Annotated in this window: 17 protein-coding genes; 7 read left to right on the top strand and 10 right to left on the bottom strand. The window is 68.4% G+C overall.

What is annotated here, in order from left to right; genetic code table 11:
* Positions 1 to 245: 245 nt before the first annotated feature.
* Positions 246 to 884 (bottom strand): hypothetical protein, encoded by a 639-nt coding sequence (locus ETD86_RS31675; protein WP_138670305.1) that lies wholly within the window; start codon positions 882 to 884, stop codon positions 246 to 248.
* A 171-nt stretch (positions 885 to 1,055) separates the two neighbouring features.
* On the opposite strand from ETD86_RS31675, the gene ETD86_RS31670 reads away from it, so the two are divergent.
* A complete protein-coding gene (locus ETD86_RS31670; RefSeq protein WP_138670304.1) occupies positions 1,056 to 1,811 on the top strand; it encodes a PKD domain-containing protein in 756 nt (251 codons plus the stop codon).
* 19 nt (positions 1,812 to 1,830) lie between these two features.
* Positions 1,831 to 2,283 carry a VOC family protein gene (locus tag ETD86_RS31665; RefSeq protein WP_138670302.1) on the top strand — a complete coding sequence of 151 codons (453 nt, stop codon included), beginning with the start codon at positions 1,831 to 1,833 and terminating at the stop codon, positions 2,281 to 2,283.
* Here the strand turns inward: ETD86_RS31665 and ETD86_RS31660 are convergent.
* The 6 genes from ETD86_RS31660 to ETD86_RS31635 form a co-directional block, all read right to left on the bottom strand.
* Entirely contained in the window at positions 2,270 to 4,828 is a 2,559-nt protein-coding gene (locus ETD86_RS31660; protein WP_138670300.1) for a helix-turn-helix transcriptional regulator, read from the bottom strand. The two genes, ETD86_RS31665 and ETD86_RS31660, sit on opposite strands and share 14 nt — an antisense overlap.
* 970 nt (positions 4,829 to 5,798) lie before the next feature.
* Positions 5,799 to 6,032, bottom strand: a complete 234-nt coding sequence (locus tag ETD86_RS31655) for a hypothetical protein (protein ID WP_138670298.1) — start codon at positions 6,030 to 6,032, stop codon at positions 5,799 to 5,801.
* Complete coding sequence (locus tag ETD86_RS31650) at positions 6,029 to 6,226, bottom strand: hypothetical protein (protein ID WP_138670296.1); 198 nt, start codon at positions 6,224 to 6,226, stop codon at positions 6,029 to 6,031. Before ETD86_RS31650 ends, ETD86_RS31655 begins: the two co-directional genes overlap by 4 nt.
* Complete coding sequence (gene lepB, locus ETD86_RS31645; RefSeq protein ID WP_138670295.1) at positions 6,223 to 6,657, bottom strand: signal peptidase I; 435 nt, start codon at positions 6,655 to 6,657, stop codon at positions 6,223 to 6,225. The genes ETD86_RS31650 and lepB overlap by 4 nt, the downstream gene beginning before the upstream one ends.
* Entirely contained in the window at positions 6,654 to 6,932 is a 279-nt protein-coding gene (locus ETD86_RS31640; RefSeq protein ID WP_138670293.1) for a hypothetical protein, read from the bottom strand. The genes lepB and ETD86_RS31640 overlap by 4 nt, the downstream gene beginning before the upstream one ends.
* Positions 6,929 to 7,441, bottom strand: a complete 513-nt coding sequence (locus ETD86_RS31635) for a TlpA family protein disulfide reductase (protein ID WP_138670292.1) — start codon at positions 7,439 to 7,441, stop codon at positions 6,929 to 6,931. The genes ETD86_RS31640 and ETD86_RS31635 overlap by 4 nt, the downstream gene beginning before the upstream one ends.
* Positions 7,442 to 8,130: 689 nt before the next feature.
* On the opposite strand from ETD86_RS31635, the gene ETD86_RS31625 reads away from it, so the two are divergent.
* Complete coding sequence (locus ETD86_RS31625; protein ID WP_138670290.1) at positions 8,131 to 8,532, top strand: WXG100 family type VII secretion target; 402 nt, start codon at positions 8,131 to 8,133, stop codon at positions 8,530 to 8,532.
* 13 nt (positions 8,533 to 8,545) lie between these two features.
* On the top strand, positions 8,546 to 9,496 hold the full coding sequence (locus ETD86_RS31620; protein ID WP_138670288.1) for a hypothetical protein: 951 nt from the start codon (positions 8,546 to 8,548) through the stop codon (positions 9,494 to 9,496).
* Positions 9,497 to 9,564: 68 nt separating this feature from the next.
* Here ETD86_RS31620 and ETD86_RS31615 read toward each other — a convergent pair whose 3' ends face one another.
* On the bottom strand, positions 9,565 to 9,909 hold the full coding sequence (locus ETD86_RS31615; protein WP_138670286.1) for a YbaB/EbfC family nucleoid-associated protein: 345 nt from the start codon (positions 9,907 to 9,909) through the stop codon (positions 9,565 to 9,567).
* Positions 9,910 to 10,695: 786 nt separating this feature from the next.
* Here ETD86_RS31615 and rph point away from each other — a divergent pair.
* On the top strand, positions 10,696 to 13,296 hold the full coding sequence (gene rph, locus ETD86_RS31605; RefSeq protein ID WP_138670282.1) for a rifamycin-inactivating phosphotransferase: 2,601 nt from the start codon (positions 10,696 to 10,698) through the stop codon (positions 13,294 to 13,296).
* A 186-nt stretch (positions 13,297 to 13,482) separates the two neighbouring features.
* Here rph and ETD86_RS31600 read toward each other — a convergent pair whose 3' ends face one another.
* Positions 13,483 to 14,355 carry an NmrA/HSCARG family protein gene (locus tag ETD86_RS31600; protein WP_138670280.1) on the bottom strand — a complete coding sequence of 291 codons (873 nt, stop codon included), beginning with the start codon at positions 14,353 to 14,355 and terminating at the stop codon, positions 13,483 to 13,485.
* Between the two features lie 463 nt (positions 14,356 to 14,818).
* Here ETD86_RS31600 and ETD86_RS31595 point away from each other — a divergent pair, with 463 nt between their 5' ends.
* Positions 14,819 to 15,445: a cysteine hydrolase family protein gene (locus tag ETD86_RS31595; RefSeq protein WP_138670278.1), complete on the top strand. Its 627-nt coding sequence runs from the start codon at positions 14,819 to 14,821 to the stop codon at positions 15,443 to 15,445.
* 176 nt (positions 15,446 to 15,621) lie between these two features.
* On the opposite strand, the gene ETD86_RS31590 is transcribed toward ETD86_RS31595, so the two are convergent.
* On the bottom strand, positions 15,622 to 16,380 hold the full coding sequence (locus tag ETD86_RS31590) for a FadR/GntR family transcriptional regulator (protein WP_211370439.1): 759 nt from the start codon (positions 16,378 to 16,380) through the stop codon (positions 15,622 to 15,624).
* A 142-nt stretch (positions 16,381 to 16,522) separates the two neighbouring features.
* On the opposite strand from ETD86_RS31590, the gene ETD86_RS59305 reads away from it, so the two are divergent.
* The coding region (locus tag ETD86_RS59305; protein ID WP_211370438.1) for an oligopeptide/dipeptide ABC transporter ATP-binding protein at positions 16,523 to 17,922 on the top strand (1,400 nt) is incomplete at its 3' end.

The following is a 17,922-nucleotide window of genomic DNA, read 5'->3' as shown; positions in this document are numbered from 1 at the left end:
ACGGCGGCGGCAGTCAGATAGAGCGCGACGGCGACGGCGGCCGGACGCCCGAAGCGGTAGCGGGCGACGGCGGCCCGGAGTAAAGCTACGATGCGGATGATCTTATTGCACCGGCCGGGCCGGCCGGGCCGCCAGCCGGGACCCAGTGAGAACAGGACGGGGGCGATGAAGCCGAACCACGCTCCCCAGGGCGGGCTTCCTCGCCAGGGTGTCCCGCATGGGGAGTCCGTCGGTGTGGAGAGCGCTCAGCGGCGGCGCCACTCTCCTGCGTAGACCTCGAAGGTCTCGAAACCGTCTGTCCGGTTCTCGTCGTTGGACATCACGGTGACGGCGACCGGAAAGTCCGGCATGACCACGCACCCGCGGTCCCAGCCGATGGAGAAGGCGCCGTTGCGTATGCCACGCCGGTTGATGTCGGTGAGCGCGCGCCCTGTTGCGGGATCGCGGAGTATGCCGATGAGGGAGAACTTGGGGGCGCCCGGCAGTGGCCACTTGAAGTGGCCTTTGGAGTCGCGGTCGAAGGGGGCCCGTTCTGCCACTCCGTCCGCCTCGTTGGGCGAGGTGAACCAGACTCCCGACCAGATGCTCGCGCTCTCGGTGTGGAAGGTCAGGCCGGTGCCGGGCCGTAGGGCGTGGAGTTTGCCGCCCCGTGCGCCGCCGACGGCCGGGCCGCTTCCCGGATGTTCGAGGACGCCCACCTTGATCGCGCCGAATTCGTAGGTGTCCTGGTAGAGGCGGTGGGTGCTGATGTAGCGATGGGTCTTGCTGCTGCAGAAGCCGTCATCGCTGGTCATCTGCCGGATGTCCGGGCCGGCGGATGCCGGGGTCGCTGTCAGGGCTCCAGCGGCGATCGTCGCCGCGGCGATCCATGTTGCTCGCTTCATGGCTCCTCACGATCGGCGTGCCAGCTGGTCTGCGCCTGAGTAATCGGCTACCTAGATCTCCGCCCGCACCCGTCCCACGCCGCGCCTCGCAGATGAGTAGTCGGCTACTCAGGCCGTGACCGACGCCTCCGGCTTCACTCATGGCTGTCCCGAGACGACAAGGGGAGAGCGATGAGAAGAGCATTCGCGGCAGGCGTGTTGGCTGCCATGGTGCTGGTGGGGCTGGTGGCCCTTCCGGCCCAGGCGGCCGGCGCACGTGTCACCGTCGACCTGTGGTCCGACATCGACGTGTGGAACGGATCCTGCGAGCCAGGAGTCAAGATCAAGTTCACTGGCCAGATCGGCAAGACCGGGGGCCCGGCCACGGTCAATTACGCCTGGACGTGGAGTGACCCGGGGCTGACCACCACTGAGGGGAGGCGTGTCACGTTCCCGGAGCCGGGGCGGAAGTTCCAGCTCGTGACGGAGGAGCGGACCTTCACGGAGTCGGGCACCTACCGGCTCCGCCTGCGCGCGAACGCTGGCGACGGATCGGTGTCGGCCCAGCACACGGTCCGCATCACCTGCACATCGACCAAGGTGACCGCCGGCGTCACCCAGTGGACCCCGCGGTGGTCGGGAATCTGCGGGGAGGAGGGGAAGACCTTCCGGTTCACGGGCAGGATCACGGCCAGCGGCGGCGCCGCGACGATCAAGTACCGGTGGGTCGGCAACACCAGCGGTCCCGGACGGTGGCGGACGATCGAGTTCGCGGGCGGGCAGAAGGCCTGGAGGGTGTCCCTCACCACCGCGCCGATCAGAAGGAGCGCCAGCGGCTATCGGGCGCTGCAGGTCATCAGTCCCTACGAGACCTGGTCAAAGCGGGCCTCCTACACGATCACGTGTGGCAGTCTGCAGGACGACCAGGTGCTGAACCCGACGGACTAGCCAGGCAGGAGAAGGCGACATGGACATCACCGGAGTGCGGCATCTCAAGATCTTCGTGAGCGATCTGGCCTGGAGCCGGCAGTGGTACGAGAAAGTCTTCAGACTGGAGCACGACACGAGCTTCCAGGACGAGGACGGCGTGATCCGCGGCATGAGCTTCCGGGTGCCGGGCACGAGCCTGCAGATCGCGCTGCGGGAGAATCCCGGGCTGGCCGAGGCGCTCTACGACGCCGACCCGTTCGCACTGGCCACCACCAGAGAGGCGCTCGACGCATGGGACGCGTACCTGGACGATCTCGATATCCCGCACACGCCGGTGATGGAGACCACGAGCGGTCACGCGCTCGGCTTCCGCGATCCTGACGGCATGCAGATCCGGCTCTACGCTCACGACGAGAAGGTCCGCGCGGCGCGCGGCGATGTGGTCGAGTCCGGCCGGATCGATCCCGATGAGCTGATCAAAAAGAGATGACGGAGCCGAGCTCCGCGCGGCTTGAGACGCCCAGCTTGGTGTACGCGGACTGGAGGTGGTTGTCCACGGTCCTGACCGAGATCACCAGGCGGGCCGCGATCTCCTTACTCGTCAGCCCGGCAGCGGCGAGCTGGGCGATCTCCAGCTCGCGCGTGGTCAGGCCGGGCGCCTGGAGCCGCGCGAGCGCCGGCGTCCGGGCGCCTTCACAGCGTGCGGCCAGCGCCCAGGCTCGAGCGTTGGCCGCGCGGGCCGAAGCGGTACGGCCGGCCGCCTCGAACGCCTGCGACGCCTGCGCGGCAGCCTCAGCCGCGTGCAGGAGGAAGCCGAGTTCCTCGAAGTTTTCCGCCACCGCCAGCAGCGCGGCCCCGTCCCCTCGGGCACGCGCGTGCGCCGCCGCCAGCCGTACGAACTCGCCCTGGCAACATCCGGCCAGCTCGGCCAGCCGGTCGGCGACCAGATGCGCGGCGCCCAGCCGCACCACGTCGTGCCGGGCGATCGTCTCCTGGCTCAGCGCGCCGCGGTCCCGCATCTGATCAGCGGCGGAAACGGCCAGCTCGACCGCCTTGCTGAGCTCCCCGCGTGCGGCCGCCACCCACGGCCGGACCAAGTCCACTCCGAAGCGGACCGTCGCCAGCGGGAAGGAGTCCCCGGCCTGTGACATGGCGGCGGACGCGGTCTCCGCGTCGCCCGCGAGTGCTGCGGCGTGCGCGAGCTCCACCCACGCCTGCGGCTGGTACTGCGGCGGCGCCGACGTGACCTCCGGAGTTTCCCATCTGTGTACGGCTCGCGCCACCAGGCCGCGCAGCCGCTCGAGAACACCCCGGGTCAGCGTCAGCTCAACGCCTGCCAGCTCCCATCGGCCCTCCGCCACGAGAGCGGCGTGCTCCTCGATGACCTGCTCGAATCCGTCGAGGTCGCCGACGAACACTGCGCAGGAGCGCCGGATCTCGTAAAGCGCACGGAACATCACCGGCACCGTGTTCTCCCACTGAGGGCGCAGGTCCATTGCCTGATCGACCGCGGCGATGGCGTCGAGCGGCCGCCCGGTGAAGGCCAGGATCCAGCCGCGCATCATGTGGCCCTGCGCCTGCATCGCGTCGCTCGCCGGGCGGGTGACGATCCCGTCGGCCACACGCAGCGCCTCGGCGAACTCGCCGAGCACGAGGTGGTGACTGCAGCGCCAGAATGCCATCTCCTGCAGGTTCTCTGGCTCCTGGAGGGTCCGTTCTGCCTCCTCGAGCAGGCGCACCGCCTGCGGGATCCGGCCGAGCGCGCTCAGCACGTTGATTCTGGTGGATATGAGCAGCGCGCGGGTGCGCTCGTCGCACGGCCGCTCCCAGACCGCGGCGAGCACGGCTTCGGCCTCCTCGGGCTTGCCGGAGAAACCGAGAACCGGAGCGAGCAGGACGGCCGTCTCCGGACCGCCGCCGGCGTCGAGCGCGGCACGGCCCAGCCGTTCGGCCAGCGGGTAGTCGTGCGCTGCCCAGGCCAGTCGCAGGGCGGCGATCAGCGGTGCGGGATCGGTGACCGTCGCGCTCTCCAGCCGCCACATGGCCAGGCGGAGCACGTCCTCCCTGCGGCGCGCCGGCGTGGCCTCGATGGTCTCGGCCAGCTGCCGGTAGCGCCTCCGGGCACGGAGCTGGGGGCAGCCCGCTCTGATGGCCTCGCCGTACAGGGGATGGCTGAGGCGGGCCGTGGTGCGGCGGCCGCCGGTGACGATGTCGATCAGCCCGCGCGCCTCGATCGTCTCGACGGCCGCCTCACCGGCGATCTGTACGAGCGCGTGCAGTTCCAGCGGCTCGGCGAAGGCGGTCAGCTCCAGGGCCTGGCTCTGCGCCTCGTCCAGGGTGCCGATCCTGGTGGCGATGAGCTCGGTGAGCCGGGTCGGCAGTGCGAGCTCGCCGCGCCACCGCCACGTCCCGTTCTGCTGGGTCAGTGCTGTGGAGCTCAGGCCCGCCGTGACCAGTTCGCGCAGGTAGAGGGCGTTGCCCCGGCTGAGGTCGGCGAGCTTGCCGATCGTGGCGGGTTCGACCGGGCCGTCGAGCGCGGCCTCCAGGACCGGACCGATGGCCTCGTGTGGCAGCGGTCCAAGGTCGATGCGCTCGGCCAGTTCCTCCTTCCACAGTGCCATGATCGAGTCGGAGCACGGCTCGCCAGTCCGGACCGTGACCAGTAACGGGATCCGCCGGGCCACCTGGTGGATGAGCGTGGCAGAGGTGGGGTCCAGCAGGTGGGCGTCGTCGACGAAAAGGAGGGCGGGTCCACGGCCGGCTGCTTCCAGGACGGCGTTGCTCGCCCAGCCGAGCAGGTTGTCACCGGCCTGGCCGGTGGGCAGCAGCGTGGCCAGCGCGCCGAGGGGCAGCGATCGCGCCGCCTCGGTGGCGCTGACCTGCAGGACGGCGTGGCCGCCGAGGGAGGCCGCCGTCGCCGCCAGGCGGCTCTTGCCCACCCCCGCCGGTCCTGTCAGGACCACGCTGCCGCGCCGTTCCAGGATGCGCCCGATCCGGGCAAGCTGCGGCTCCCTACCCACCAGTGGCCAAGGCATAGCAGAAAGTGTACGGACGCCTGATCATCGGGGCCCCGAGATTGGTTCTCGTCAGCCGCCTCTGCTGGTCGAGCAGCCGCACAAGACCTGGGCACGATGGCATGACCCGGAGACCTGTCGGCGCCGAAGAGTGAGTCGCCGCCTCGCCGGCACCGCACTACGGTCGGCGTGCCACTGTACGACGGCTCGCAGGACGGCGATCTCCTCGCGCTCGGCGAACGACAGGTATCGCCCAGAGGGGCGGGTTCAGGCGGCTCGAAGGCATGCCGCCACCTTCGCGGAACCACCGCGGTCCCAGCGGCACCGACACACCGGCGCGCGACAGCGGCCTCCTCGCTCTTCAACCCTTCGGCGATCAGCCGCCAGAACCGCTGCCGCTCCTCGCGCCGATTGACCGGGGCCGTCCCGGTGACTGGAGCGGCGGGCGACCGGCCAGAATCGCCGCTGACGTGGGCTAGCCGTTCAGCCACACGCTCATGAGCCGCTCCGCTGTGGCGCGCATCCAGCCCCACACCTCCGCCGGGGGATACCCGAGGGACGCAGCCGCCAGCAGGCCGCCACCGATGAGCATCACGATCGCGACGTTCCTCAACTTCAGTGTCGGGCCCCCACCGTGGTGCCACCGGAGCCAATCGTCTCGCTCCCACCGGTCGAGGAAGTTCTGAGGCTGCCTGTCGTGCCAACTGCCGCTCATGCGTGTCCTCCGACCCTGGGATACCACGGTGATAGCCCAACGCATGTGTGACGCTACAGAACGTCACATTGTTCATGCCGTCCGAGGAGTTCATCGCTGACGCAAGGGCCCGATCAGGACGCCCAGATCAGACCGCCGGCACGCGCGAAGGACCGGCGCCGGCGCGTGACCGGCGGTAGCGTGCGTGAAGACCGGGATGAAGTCGATCTCCATCATCACCACTTCCACCACGGGCTTCACGCACGATCGCCGCCTACTCGGCCAGGGAGGTACGCCCTAGCAGCACCGCTTGCCCCCGGTCCTGAGGTAGCAGCCGGATCCCCCAGGCGGGCAGTAGCACACCAGGTAGACCTTCCAGAGCCGGCTGTGACAGTTGGCGTTGTACCGGCACGTGCTCCAGTAGCCGCTGCTACTGGTCGGCGTGCAGGAAACGGTCCCCGCGGCGGCGGCGTTTTCGGGAATCACCCACCCCAGGGCGCGGTCCGCGATCTTTCCGAGGACGGCGTTCATCGCCCACGCCCGGACTTCTTACCGCACGGCACCAGCCGCTTGTTCCAGCATGAGGTCCCCTGGCCATCCATCGTGCATGTCATGACCACTCGATAGCCGAAGATGCACGGCCCCTTCTTGACAAAGGCGCTAGCGGCCTCCTCCCGCAGGATCCGGCTCAGCACGCGGTCCGACAGCGATTCGATGAATTTCATTTATTTCCTTTCACTGGGGTCCCCATCAACTTTCTGATGGTGACGGCATGGATTTCGGACACCGGGAAATAGCCGAGATCGCGGGAGTCGAAGCTGACGTCCGCGTTGTCGCCGAGAAGGATCAGTTGCCCGCTGGGCACCCGCTCTTCGGACAGGACGGTCCCTTGCATCGGGGGGACCGGATCGCCGGGCAGCGCGGCGATGCGCTTGATGAGAAATCGCTCCCCCACCGGCAGCGGGTTGACGACGACGACGACCTGACCTCGGCGCATGGCCGACGGCGAGACCCGGCGGGCCAAGACCCTGTCCCCGTCGACCAGGGTGGGGTTCATGCTGTCGCCGTCCACGCGAACGATCGAGTACGTACGGCGCAGCCGTACGACCAGGGCGGCGACGAGCAGCAGAACGGCGGCGGGAAACCAGATCTTCATGCGACCGCCGCCTCGGCATGCCCCTGAGCTTGCGGGCGGAACAGCCGCGCGTACCGGCCGCCGGCCGCCATGGGTTCGTGGTGAGTTCCGGATTTCACGATCGTTCCGTGCTCCAGGACAATGATGCGTTCCGCGTCGCGAACGACCAGCTTGGCCAGCCGGGCGACCACGATCGGTGCGAAGCCTTCGGCAGGCATCACCAGGACGTAGGTGGCGGTCAGGCCGGGGGCCGTACGAAAGGCGATACCCGCCGCCACCTGAACGGTGCCGATCATGCGTGGACCGTCTCCGGCAGGTCGACGGCACTGTCGATGACGGTTCCGGTGGCGTCCGTCGTGATCACTGTCGGGAACTCTGACACCCGGAACGCCTTCTGGAGCGGGCCGTGCGGCTCCTCCCGCACCACCCGGGCCACCGCGGCCAGTCGTTCGAACTCCGCCGCGGCATCGTCATCACCGACGGTCACCACCACGGCCATGACCGGATCTGAGATCCGTCCGGCCCGCTCGACGAACTCCGGCAACAATTGCCTGCACGGCGCGCAACCGGGCGAGAAGAAGCCGATCAGTGCGGGGGCGCCCATCAAGGATTCCGTGGAGATCGGGTCACCCTCGGAGGTCAAGGCCGTGAACGACGGGATCTTCTCGCCGGGCTCCGGCCCGTTGACCATCTCGGGGAACCGGGCCGAAAGCTTGCGCAGCCGGCGCACCACACCGACGAGCAGCAGCAGGTTGGCCAGGCCCAGCAGCCCGACCAGCACGACCACCGTGGTCAGGTAGACCATCACAACCCCCAGAAGTCTCAGCGAAAAGATCGACGACCTCGTCGAAAGCGATCACGCAAACGGCACCGATCAGGCCCGCGGGCACCGCGATCGCCAGCCCGGCGGCCGGGCAGCGGAACCTCGCCCGCGGGACCGCCATCAGCAGTGCCGCCGCTCCCTCCCCTGAGGTGACCACGCCCGCCACGGGCATACGAAAGCGCTCAGGCGGCATCGCCGGCGACGACGCGAACGATCGCAGGGTGGCACGGCTGCGAAGCTTGCTGAACGCGGCGACCGCGAAACAACCCCGCGGAACGCCTGACACCCGACAAGCAGCAGATCCACGATGGTCGATGTTCCCGCCCCTCACTAGCGCGCCACTAGCGCGGCGTTGGCGGCAGAGGCGCTCGGCGCAGGCGGCGGGTCAGGACGTCTCCGGCGTGCTGTCCGGCATGCCGCTGGTGGAGCCGTCGGCCCGCGGGCTGGTCGGCGAATGCCTGCGGCACGTCAGGAATCAGGGCTTCCAGCGGATCACGCTGTGGATCCGCGACTGCCTGACGAGCGAGTGGCGATGGCCGGGGGCTACGGCACGCCGGGGAAAGCCCACCTCGATGAATCACATCGTGCACAACGGCAACTGTTTGGTCACTTGCCAGTAATAAACGGGACAGAAAATGGCCGCTCAGTGTTGTCTGCGAAGGGGGTCAACCTTGGATGTCGACCATTCAAGCATGGAGGGTAGCGGCGAGGCGATCCGCACTGACGGCGGTGAATTCGGCCAGAGCCTCAGCCGGCTCCGCGCGCGGTTGGAGTCCCTCATCCCTTACTTCGGCAACCCGGATAGCGACGAGGCGGCCCAGATCTTCCGCAGGGGTACGGACGGTCACCCAGGCTTCGACGCCGCCTATGAGGACCTGAGAACGGCCCAGCGCAATATCGGCGAGGCGTACCAGGACATCGGCTCCGCCGTCGTGGCGATGAGCAAGAACGTCGAGGCGGCCGACTGGGCCAGCATGGTCGGAGAGAACGATTCCGTGAAGGAACTGGTCGAGTTCGCCGAGCGCACGGACGACGCGATCAGTGTGCCCACCACCCTGGTAGAGCGAGCCTGAGAAGGAGGCGGACATGCCTGTGGGGCTCGCGAGCAAGGTCGCCCTCGGCGGTATGGCCGGTGCCGGCCTGGCAGGGGCGCTGGCACCCGAGTTCCTGTTCGGCGTCTCCTATCTCGAAGGCGATCCGGACCGGATTCGCGAGGCGGCCGACGTCCTGGACGAAATCGCCGATGCGATCGACGAGCGCTTCCAGGAGGAGAATGCGGCCGCTGAGGTCGTCTGGCAGAAAAGCTCCGGCGACGCGGTCGACGCGTTCAAGGCGTTCTGGAATGACGAATACGGCCCGGCGATCCTCATGGTGTCCCTCAAACACCGGGACGCGGCCAATGCCTGCAGGGCCTACGCCGACGTCATCGAGAAAGTCAACCACGCGCTGAGGGTGCTGTGCTGGATCATGACGGTGGACATGATGTTCACCATCGGGTACCAGGTGCTCACCTGGAAGCTCTTTCAGGCGATCATGACGAGACGGGCGATCCTGCTCAAGTTGACGGGGAAGCGTTACGTCATCCGGTTACTGCCCCTCTTCTCCTACTGGGTGGCCGACAGCGCGGCCTACGCCACGGGCGAGGTGGTGCTGCCCATGGCGCTCAACTATGCGGGCGGGATCAAGACGGACCTGGCCGGCAACGACGTCAGGTCGGTCGGCTACAACCTCACCACGTTCCGCGAGCACTTCGTGGCGAACATGGTCTTCGACGGGGTAGCTGACGGTGGCATGGCGCTGATGGCGAAGGTGCCCGGGTTGCGGACTCTCGCCACCAACATCACCCTGCCGAACGGGACAGTGCTGAACACCGGGAGCGCCATCCCCCGGATGGCCGCCTCGACCACGTACTCGATGGCCCTGGACGCGCAGCACGGCGACAATCCCCTGCCCGGCTCGGAGAACGGGCTGACCAAGGAGGAGATGTACCAGAAGTTCCTCATCCACGGGACGCGCAGCTTCATTCCGCGGCTCTAGTGAGATCCCGCGGAGCAGGTCAGCGACAGGGCCTGGGGTGGGGGCCCGGACCGCGGGCCCCGCGTCGCCTACCGCCGCCGGCCGGACTCACCCTGCCGGTCGCCCTCGAGGTAGGGCCGCGCCACCTCCATGAGGCGCCGCGCCGCGTCCTCGGTCGCGCGCCGCGACAGGTTCATGATCGCATCGGCCAGCTCCTGAGAGCCCAGCCTCATCGCCCTGGGGTCGATGTGCAGCGCGACCAGCTGTCCCGAGGACGAGACCTGAACCTTGATCTTGTCATCTGGGCTCGCCGCCTGGCCGGCCACCTCGCCGACCCTGCCGATGACATCGGAGAACTCCCTGGAATTCGCCTGGAACTCCGCCATGAGCCGGTCGAGTTCGAGGTCGCCTGTGTGAAGATCGCGTTCCGCCATAAGGCATTATTCACCCAATAGGCACATAAGGCGCAATAGGCCACAAAAGGTAAAAAATTACGGACAATGTGGACACTCGGGCGGACGTCGCCTGAGGAGGGGTGAACATAGCCGCATCGTAGGCAGCTCGTGTATCCACGCTGCTTGTGTGGTGTGTCCGGCAGGTATCAGGGGGCGCACTGCAGCCGACGGCTCACCGACCATCCGGTCCCCGGACACGACGGTGAACTCGGCGGCATCACCAAGCCCGAGCGGGCCGAGCGGGCCGAGCGGACAAGATCAGACCCGCGTGCGAGTTGGATGCGCTACAGGCTGCACCCGTTGGCCGATGGACGTCCTGCGCCAACGACATGTACCGCGGTACGCGGCGCGCGAGAAGCTGGTCAGTTCCCAGAGGACGAAATGGCAAAGGCAAGGAGATCCCTCTCCTTGCCTCTCCTAACGTATAGCGCTCCGGGGGGCTTGCGGCAAGACCCGGGTCGTACCGCACAATCGTTCGCCGAGGCCACAACCTGCGGAATGAGGGCGCGACGTGCGTGGGTGGCCGTCGACGTGTGGGGGACGCGGTGACGTCGAACCAGTGAGGGGACTGCGGTTGCGGGCGCTCGGCGCGGAGGAGGGGGCGTGCGCACCGCCCGATCGGCCGGAGCTGCCGGCCGACTCGTCAGAGGGAAGGCAACGAGGGATGAGGACGTGCCCGACAAGCGTCTCGACAGAGCTCGAGGCGCCGGTGATTCGACCGGCCAGCGCAGTGCGACGGAGCATGGCCGCCTCGGAGGTGTCGCAATGATCGAGCAGTACGTGCTGGGCCTCCAAGAGGTTGACGAGATGCAGGTCGCGGTCGTCGGCGGCAAGGGCGCGCACCTGGGTGGGCTGTCGCGGATCGAAGGCGTCCGCGTGCCGGCCGGCTTCTGCGTGACGACGGACGCCTTCCGGCGGATCTTGGCGGAAGCGCCGTCGATCGGCGATCGGCTCGATCAGCTGTCGCGCCTGAACCCGGATGACCGGGAGGCGATCGGCACGCTCAGCGCGGCGATCCGGCAGACCATCGAAGGGATTGCCATCCCTGGCGATCTCGCGGCGGCGATCACCCGCGCCCTCGCCCAGCTCGGCGAGCAGGCGGCCTACGCCGTCCGATCGAGCGCGACGGCGGAGGACTTGCCGACGGCCTCCTTCGCGGGCCAGCAGGACACCTACCTGAACGTCGTGGGGCCGGCGGCGATCCTCCGACACGTCAGCCGCTGCTGGGCCTCGCTGTTCACCGAGCGGGCCGTGACCTACCGCCAGCGGAACGGCTTCGACCACCGGAAGGTCCACATGGCCGTGGTCGTGCAGCAGATGGTCTTCCCGCAGGCGGCCGGCATCGTGTTCACGGCCGACCCCGTCACGGGCAACCGGAAGGTCGCCACCGTGGACGCCGGCTTCGGCCTCGGCGAGGCCCTGGTCTCCGGCCTGGTGAACCCGGACGTCTACAAGGTGCGAGACGGCGAGGTCGTCACCAAGGCGGTTGCCGCCAAGAAGTGTGCCATCCAGGCTTCCCCGGCCGGCGGGACGCAGGTGCTGCCGATCGACCCGCAGCGGCAGGGGTTGCCGGCGCTGACGGATGCGCAGGTCGTGCGGCTCGTGCAGCTCGGCCGGCGGATAGAAGCGCACTTCGGTCGCCCGCAGGACATCGAATGGTGCCTGGTCGATGATGGCTTCCAGATCGTTCAGAGCCGGCCGATCACCACGCTGTTCCCCATCCCCGAGACCGGCGACCAGGAGAATCACGTCTACCTCTCGGTCGGGCATCAGCAGATGATGACCGACCCCATGAAGCCGCTGGGCCTTTCTGTGTGGCAGCTGACGGCCATGGCGCCGATGCACGAGGCCGGCGGGCGGCTGTTCGTCGACGTCACCCGGCACCTGGCCTCGCCCGCGAGCCGCGCCGGCCTCCTGGAGATGGCGGGGAGGTCCGATCCGCTGATCAGGGACGCGCTGGAGACGGTCCTCGACCGCGGCGACTTCGTCCCGTCGCTCCGGGACGGGGGTCCTGGCGGGCCGCCGGTCGGCGGCGGCGGTTCCGCCCCGATCGAGACCGATCCGGCCATCGTCACCGGGCTGATCGAGCGCAGCCAGGCGTCCATCGCCGCCCTGCGGCGCGACATCCGGACGAAGACCGGGCCGGCGCTGTTCGACTTCCTGCTGGAGGCCTTCCAGGAGCACAAGCGGGTCCTCGGCGATCCGCTGAACCTTCAGGCGATCATGGCGGGGATGGAGGCCACGTGGTGGCTCAACGACAAGCTGGGGGAGTGGCTGGGCGAGAAGAACGCGGCTGACACGCTCACACTGTCCGCTCCCGGCAACGTCACGTCGGAGATGGGGCTGGCGCTGCTCGACGTCGCGGACGTGATCCGTGCGCATCCGGCGGTGGTGGCGTTCCTGCAGGGCGTCGATGACGAGGGCTTCCTGGACGAGCTGCCGAAGCTCGCGGGCGGGACCGAAGCGCGCGACGCCATCAAGGCCTACCTCGACCGGTACGGCATGCGCTGCGTCGGCGAGATCGACATCACGAGGCCGCGTTGGAGCGAGCGGCCCACCACGCTCGTGCCCCTGATCCTCGACAACATCAAGCTCTTCGAGCCGGGTGCCGCCGAGCGGCGCTTCGAGCACGGGCGGCAAGAAGCGAAGAAGAAGGAACAGGATGTGCTGTCACGCCTGCGGACCCTTCCGGACGGGGAGCAGAAAGCCGACGAGACCAAGCGGATGATCGACCGGGTCCGGACCTTCATCGGCTACCGGGAGTACCCGAAGTACAACATCGTCAGCCGCTACTTCGTCTACAAGCAGGCCGTGCTGGAGGAGGCCGAGCGCCTCGTGCAGGCCAACGTGCTGCCTGAGAAGGAGGACATCTACTACCTCACGTTCCAGGAGCTCCATGACGTCGTGCGCACCAACCAGGTGGATGACCAGCTCATCCAGCAGCGCAAGGACGCCTTCCGGTCGTACCGGACGCTCACGCCACCGCGGGTGCTCACGTCGGATGGCGAGGCCATCGCCGGAGCGTACCGGCGCGACGACGTGCCGGCCGGCGCCCTGATCGGCTTGCCGGTCTCCGCCGGGACCATCGAGGGGAGGGCTCGCGTCATCCTGGACATGGCGCAGGCCGATCTTGAGGCGGGCGACATCCTGGTCACGGCCTACACAGATCCCAGCTGGTCGCCCCTGTTCGTCGCGATCACGGGCCTGGTGACGGAGGTGGGCGGCCTGATGACCCACGGCGCAGTGATCGCCCGGGAATACGGCTTGCCGGCCGTCGTGGGCGTGGAACAGGCCACCCGGCTGATCCGGGACGGGCAGCGGATCCGCGTGCACGGAACCGACGGGTACGTCGAGATCCTGCCTTGACTCACTGCACCGAGAAGACCCATCCGTTCCTTGTCGATCTCGGCTGAAGCTGTCGATGTTCGCGGGTTGTCGGGGCCGATCTCGGTGTTCAGGCTGAGTTGACGGATTCCGCCTTGGGTCGGCGAAGCCGTCCTTCCTGGCCTGGTCGTCCGGGGCCGTGCCCCGGACAGCCAGGCGTGGACTGATCTAGCCTGTGAAGATTCTGTCCCAGTCCACCGACTTGGCCCACTCGGCGTAGCTGTGCCAGCGCACGGTGGGGTACCTGGCATGCAGCTTCTCGATGTCAAGGAAATCGGTGTTGTTCTCGAAGCTCTCGAACATCGTGGCCACCTCCTCGCCGGCCCACTGCCGCACCATGTCCAGCGGCATCTGCTGGTAGGGGATCTCCCGGCCGAGCACCTCACTCAGAATCCGGGCCGCCTCCTGCCCAGTGACGCGATCGGACGCGATGTCGATCCGCTCGCCGACGAGCTCGTCGGGATTTTCAATGGCATGTACGGCCATGCCGGCAATGTCCAGGACGCTCACCTGGTCGAGCGGCTTGCCGGGAGTCAGCGGGTTGGCGAGCATGCCGTCGCCGAGCCGGCTGAAGCCGAGGTTGAGCGCGTTCTCCATGAAGTACACCGGGCCGAGCACCGTCGCGCGCACCGGCCGCTCGCGCAGATAGGCCTCGATGAGCTGTTTGCTGTCGGCGTGATCGATGTTGGTGGCCACCAGCCGGTCGGCGCCCCGCAAAGAGGAGTACACCAGGTGGACGTCGAGGCGAGCGGCGGTGTCGACGAGCAGGCGTCCCTGCGCGACCTCCGCGTCCTTGCCGCCCTCGCCGAACGGCACCGACAGGCCAAAAACCGCGTCGGCGCCCGTGCAGGCACGCTGGAGCGCGTCGGGATCGGCCAGGTCGCCGATGGCAAGCCGCGCTCCCTGCGTTAACAGCGCCTTTGCGGTCGGCGACTCTCCCGAGCGCACGTACGCCACCACCTCGTGGCCGCGCTCCAAAAGCAGGTCGACGACCGCGCCGCCCTGATTGCCAGTGGCGCCAACGACAACGACTTCGGTCATGACAAACATCTCCATGGTTGGGATGAGATGAGATCCGGGACATGCAGGCACGTTCCGACCGGCGCATCCGGCCGCGGCGCCCACCGTCAGCGATTCTGGGACCTCAACCACAGTTGAGGTCAAGCACCGGACCGCCTGGACACAGGTGTGGCGTTCGTCCGGACTCGCCGCGACGATCGGCTGGAAGCGCGGCCGCCCGCACGTGCACGCCATACGCGAACTCTTCGTCGACGCCCTGTCCTCCTGACCAGATCACCGCAGCCGGCGAGTCTGCCGTCAGGCTGCGAAGCCGCGTCGGCAAGGTGCGCGAATGCCGCTAGAGCCTGGACGGAGCTGAGAACAGAGGGACTCGGCTGCGCTGCATTCGGCGGTCCCGCCCCAACGCCGGGGGACGGACGCAGAGCTTGCCAAGACTTTGACCGCATCAGCCTGCTCTGGCCCGAGGCCGGGGTACACCACGGGCGTGAGCACGTCCTATCGGATCAGCCGGACCGGTGTCCTCCTGGTCGATCCGTATAACGACTTCTTGTCCGAGGGCGGGAAGATCTGGCCTCGGTTGAAGGAGGTCGCAGAGCGCGTCGGGCTTGTCGACCACCTGCGGGCGGTGGTCACCGCGGCACGGGACGTGGGGATCCGGGTGTTCATCGTTCCGCATCGGCAGTGGCAGCCCGGGGACTACGACGACTGGAGCCATCCCAATCCCACCCAGCGCGGGATCCAGGAGCGCCATTCCTTCGCAAAGGGCAGCTGGGGTGGCGAATGGCACCCCGATCTGGCTCCCCAGGACGGCGACGTCGTGGTCAAAGAGCATTGGGCTCAGAGCGGGTTCGCCAATACTGATCTTGACCTGCTGCTGCGCCAGCACGGCGTCACGCATGTCATCGTGATCGGCGTGCTGGCCAATACCTGCATCGAGTCGACCGGCAGGTACGCCATGGAGCTCGGATACCACGTGACCCTGGTCCGGGATGCGACGGCGGCTTTTACCGCGGAGATGCTGCACGCGGCTCACGAGCTCAATGGGCCGACCTTCGCACATACCATCATGACGACGGGGGACCTGCTCATGGCGATTCGGTCGGCTCGATAGGCGATCAGCGGCGGATGAGTCGCCACCCAGGTCTCGATGGAGGTTTGCACCACCACTCCGGCCGCGGCGGCCCGCAGGGCGGGATGCCAGATGGATACCGAGCGCGCCGCGGTCGGAGACGATCAGGACGAGGCTCGGCCGGCGCTTGGCTCCCCCGCGCCGGCGCGAGCCGCCGGTCAGCCTGACTCCGTGGTCGTCTCGGCCGGCGGCGTTTCCGGCGTCGGGTTCTCGGTGAGTTTGGATTCGATGCCGATGTAGTGGTCCTGGATCGCCGCACGCGCCCGGTCCGGATCCCCGCTGAGGATCGCGTCGAGGATGGCGGCGTGGCCGTGGTAGGCATCCATCGGCGTGCGACCGCGCGGCGGTGGCGCCACGGCGTGGAAGGCGAGCCAGAACTGATCGAACAGCCTCAGCAGCATCCCGTTGTCGAGATCGCGGAACAAGAGCTGGTGGAACTGGCGATCCTGCTCGGGGAAGCCCTTCCCCTGTTCGGCGAGCCTGCGCATCGTGTCCAGGTTCTCTCGCAGCGCGGCGACGCTCGTGGGCGACATGGCCCGCATCGCATCGGCGACCAGGCCGGCTTCGAGGGTCTTCCGCAACGCGACCAACTCTCGCAGTGCTCGATGGTCTTGCATGAGGCCGTAGGGGAGGTGATCGAGCAGCGGAGTAAACGAGAAGTGGCATACGTAGACGCCGCTGCCGCGACGCGTCTCCAGGACGCCGGTGGACTCCAGCGCCTTTACCGCCTCGCGGACCGAGTTGCGACTGACCCCGAACAGCCGGGCCAGTTCGGACTCCGGCTTGAGTGGGTCACCGGGGCGCAGCCCCTGCTTGAGGATGTAGTTTCTGATCTCCTGCTGCACGATCTTGTGCAGCGGAGGGGCGTTGCCGAGCCGCCGGAACTCCGGCTGCACGTCGTCCTCTCGAGTCGCCACGGTCTGAATCGACCTCCCATTCGTATCAACTTGTAGGATATCTTGCCAGTCTTGACACTGCGATGGGTGCAGCTTACGGTGACGAAATCTGTAGGACATCTTGCAGCAACGCGCTGGTATTCCGGTGCGAAGGAGGTCGCCGGTGTCAGGTGGAGGCCTGGATGGTGTGGTCCGAGACGACATCACCCACAGCGGCGCCATTCCCGTCGTGCAGGATCGCGGTGCCGGCCAGCCGGTGCTGAGCGTGCGGAGCCTGGTTGTCGAGTTCACGACGCCGGCGGGCGTGGTGCGCGCGGTCGACGGGATGAGCTACGACGTCTACGGCGGCGAGACGCTCAGCGTGGTGGGGGAGACCGGGTCGGGCAAGAGCGTCTCGGTGCTCGCCGCGCTGGGCCTGCTCCAGACGGCTAACCTGCGGCGGGTCTCCGGCGAGGTGATGCTCGCTGGTGTGGATCTGCTGACCCTGCCGGAGGCGGAGCTGCGGCGGCGGCTCGGGCGCGACGTGGCGATGATCTTCCAGGACGCCATCTCCGCCCTCAACCCGGTCCAGCGAGTCGGCGACCAGATCGCCGAGGGGCTGCGGGTGCACGACCGGGGCCTGACGGCCGACGCGGCGCGAGAGCGCGTCGTGGAGCTGCTCGAGATGGTGGGCGTGCCCCACCCGCGGGCCCGCTACGACCAGTACCCGCACCAGTTCTCCGGGGGGATGTGCCAGCGCGTGATGATCGCCATGGCGATCGCCAACCGCCCGAAGGTCCTGATCGCGGACGAGCCGACCACGGCGCTGGACGTGAGCGTCCAGGCGCAGATCCTCGACGTACTCCGGCTGGCGCGGGAAGAGACCGGCGCCGGCGTCGTGCTGATCACCCACGATCTCGGAGTGGTCGCCGAGACCGCCGACCAGGTCGCCGTGACCTACGGCGGCCGGATCGTGGAGAGCGGCGACGTCATTTCGATCTTCACCCGGCCGCGACACCCCTACACCGCCGCCCTGATGCGCTCGCTGCCCCGGCTCGACAGCACGGCGGAACGGCTGCTCCCGATCCCGGGACAGCCGCCCGACCTCACCGAGATACCGCAGGGGTGCGCGTTCGCGCCGCGCTGCCCCACCGCCCGCGGCCGCAGTGTCTGCATACAGACCCGGCCGGAGTTGCGGGCCGACGACGCCAGTACCGGCGCGAGTGCCTGCCACTTCCCGGACGAGGCGGCGGCGAGGCCCAGGATGGGAGACGGCGCGCAGCCACTGAGCAGCGACCCGGCGGAGCCGGTGGCCACGCCGGCCGGTGCCGGCGAGGCGGCACCGGAGTCGGCAGTGCCGGTTCTGGAGGTCCGGGATGCGGTGAGCCGGTTCCCGGTGCGATCCGGGGTCTTCGCGCGGGCGACCGCCTGGGTGCACGCGGTGGACGGGGTATCGCTGCGCATCCCGGCTGGGGGAACGCTCGGCCTGGTCGGCGAGTCCGGCTGTGGCAAGACCACGCTCGCGCGGCTCGTCCTGCGGCTGGTGGATCCGACCGGCGGGCAGATCCTCGTGGAGGGCGACGA

The organism is Nonomuraea turkmeniaca, assembly GCF_005889735.1.
Lineage (GTDB): Bacteria > Actinomycetota > Actinomycetes > Streptosporangiales > Streptosporangiaceae > Nonomuraea > Nonomuraea turkmeniaca.
The sequence above is the reverse complement of the archived record's forward strand: the minus strand, read 5'-3'. Positions and strand labels throughout refer to the sequence as shown.

Coding starts and splice junctions, on each gene's coding strand:
- ETD86_RS31675 (WP_138670305.1), bottom strand. CDS start 884: ATGAAGCGAGCAACATGGATCGCCGCGGCGACGATCGCCGCTGGAGCC.
- ETD86_RS31670 (WP_138670304.1), top strand. CDS start 1,056: ATGAGAAGAGCATTCGCGGCAGGCGTGTTGGCTGCCATGGTGCTGGTG.
- ETD86_RS31665 (WP_138670302.1), top strand. CDS start 1,831: ATGGACATCACCGGAGTGCGGCATCTCAAGATCTTCGTGAGCGATCTG.
- ETD86_RS31660 (WP_138670300.1), bottom strand. CDS start 4,828: ATGCCTTGGCCACTGGTGGGTAGGGAGCCGCAGCTTGCCCGGATCGGG.
- ETD86_RS31655 (WP_138670298.1), bottom strand. CDS start 6,032: ATGAACGCCGTCCTCGGAAAGATCGCGGACCGCGCCCTGGGGTGGGTG.
- ETD86_RS31650 (WP_138670296.1), bottom strand. CDS start 6,226: ATGAAATTCATCGAATCGCTGTCGGACCGCGTGCTGAGCCGGATCCTG.
- lepB (WP_138670295.1), bottom strand. CDS start 6,657: ATGAAGATCTGGTTTCCCGCCGCCGTTCTGCTGCTCGTCGCCGCCCTG.
- ETD86_RS31640 (WP_138670293.1), bottom strand. CDS start 6,932: ATGATCGGCACCGTTCAGGTGGCGGCGGGTATCGCCTTTCGTACGGCC.
- ETD86_RS31635 (WP_138670292.1), bottom strand. CDS start 7,441: ATGGTCTACCTGACCACGGTGGTCGTGCTGGTCGGGCTGCTGGGCCTG.
- ETD86_RS31620 (WP_138670288.1), top strand. CDS start 8,546: ATGCCTGTGGGGCTCGCGAGCAAGGTCGCCCTCGGCGGTATGGCCGGT.
- ETD86_RS31615 (WP_138670286.1), bottom strand. CDS start 9,909: ATGGCGGAACGCGATCTTCACACAGGCGACCTCGAACTCGACCGGCTC.
- rph (WP_138670282.1), top strand. CDS start 10,696: ATGATCGAGCAGTACGTGCTGGGCCTCCAAGAGGTTGACGAGATGCAG.
- ETD86_RS31600 (WP_138670280.1), bottom strand. CDS start 14,355: ATGACCGAAGTCGTTGTCGTTGGCGCCACTGGCAATCAGGGCGGCGCG.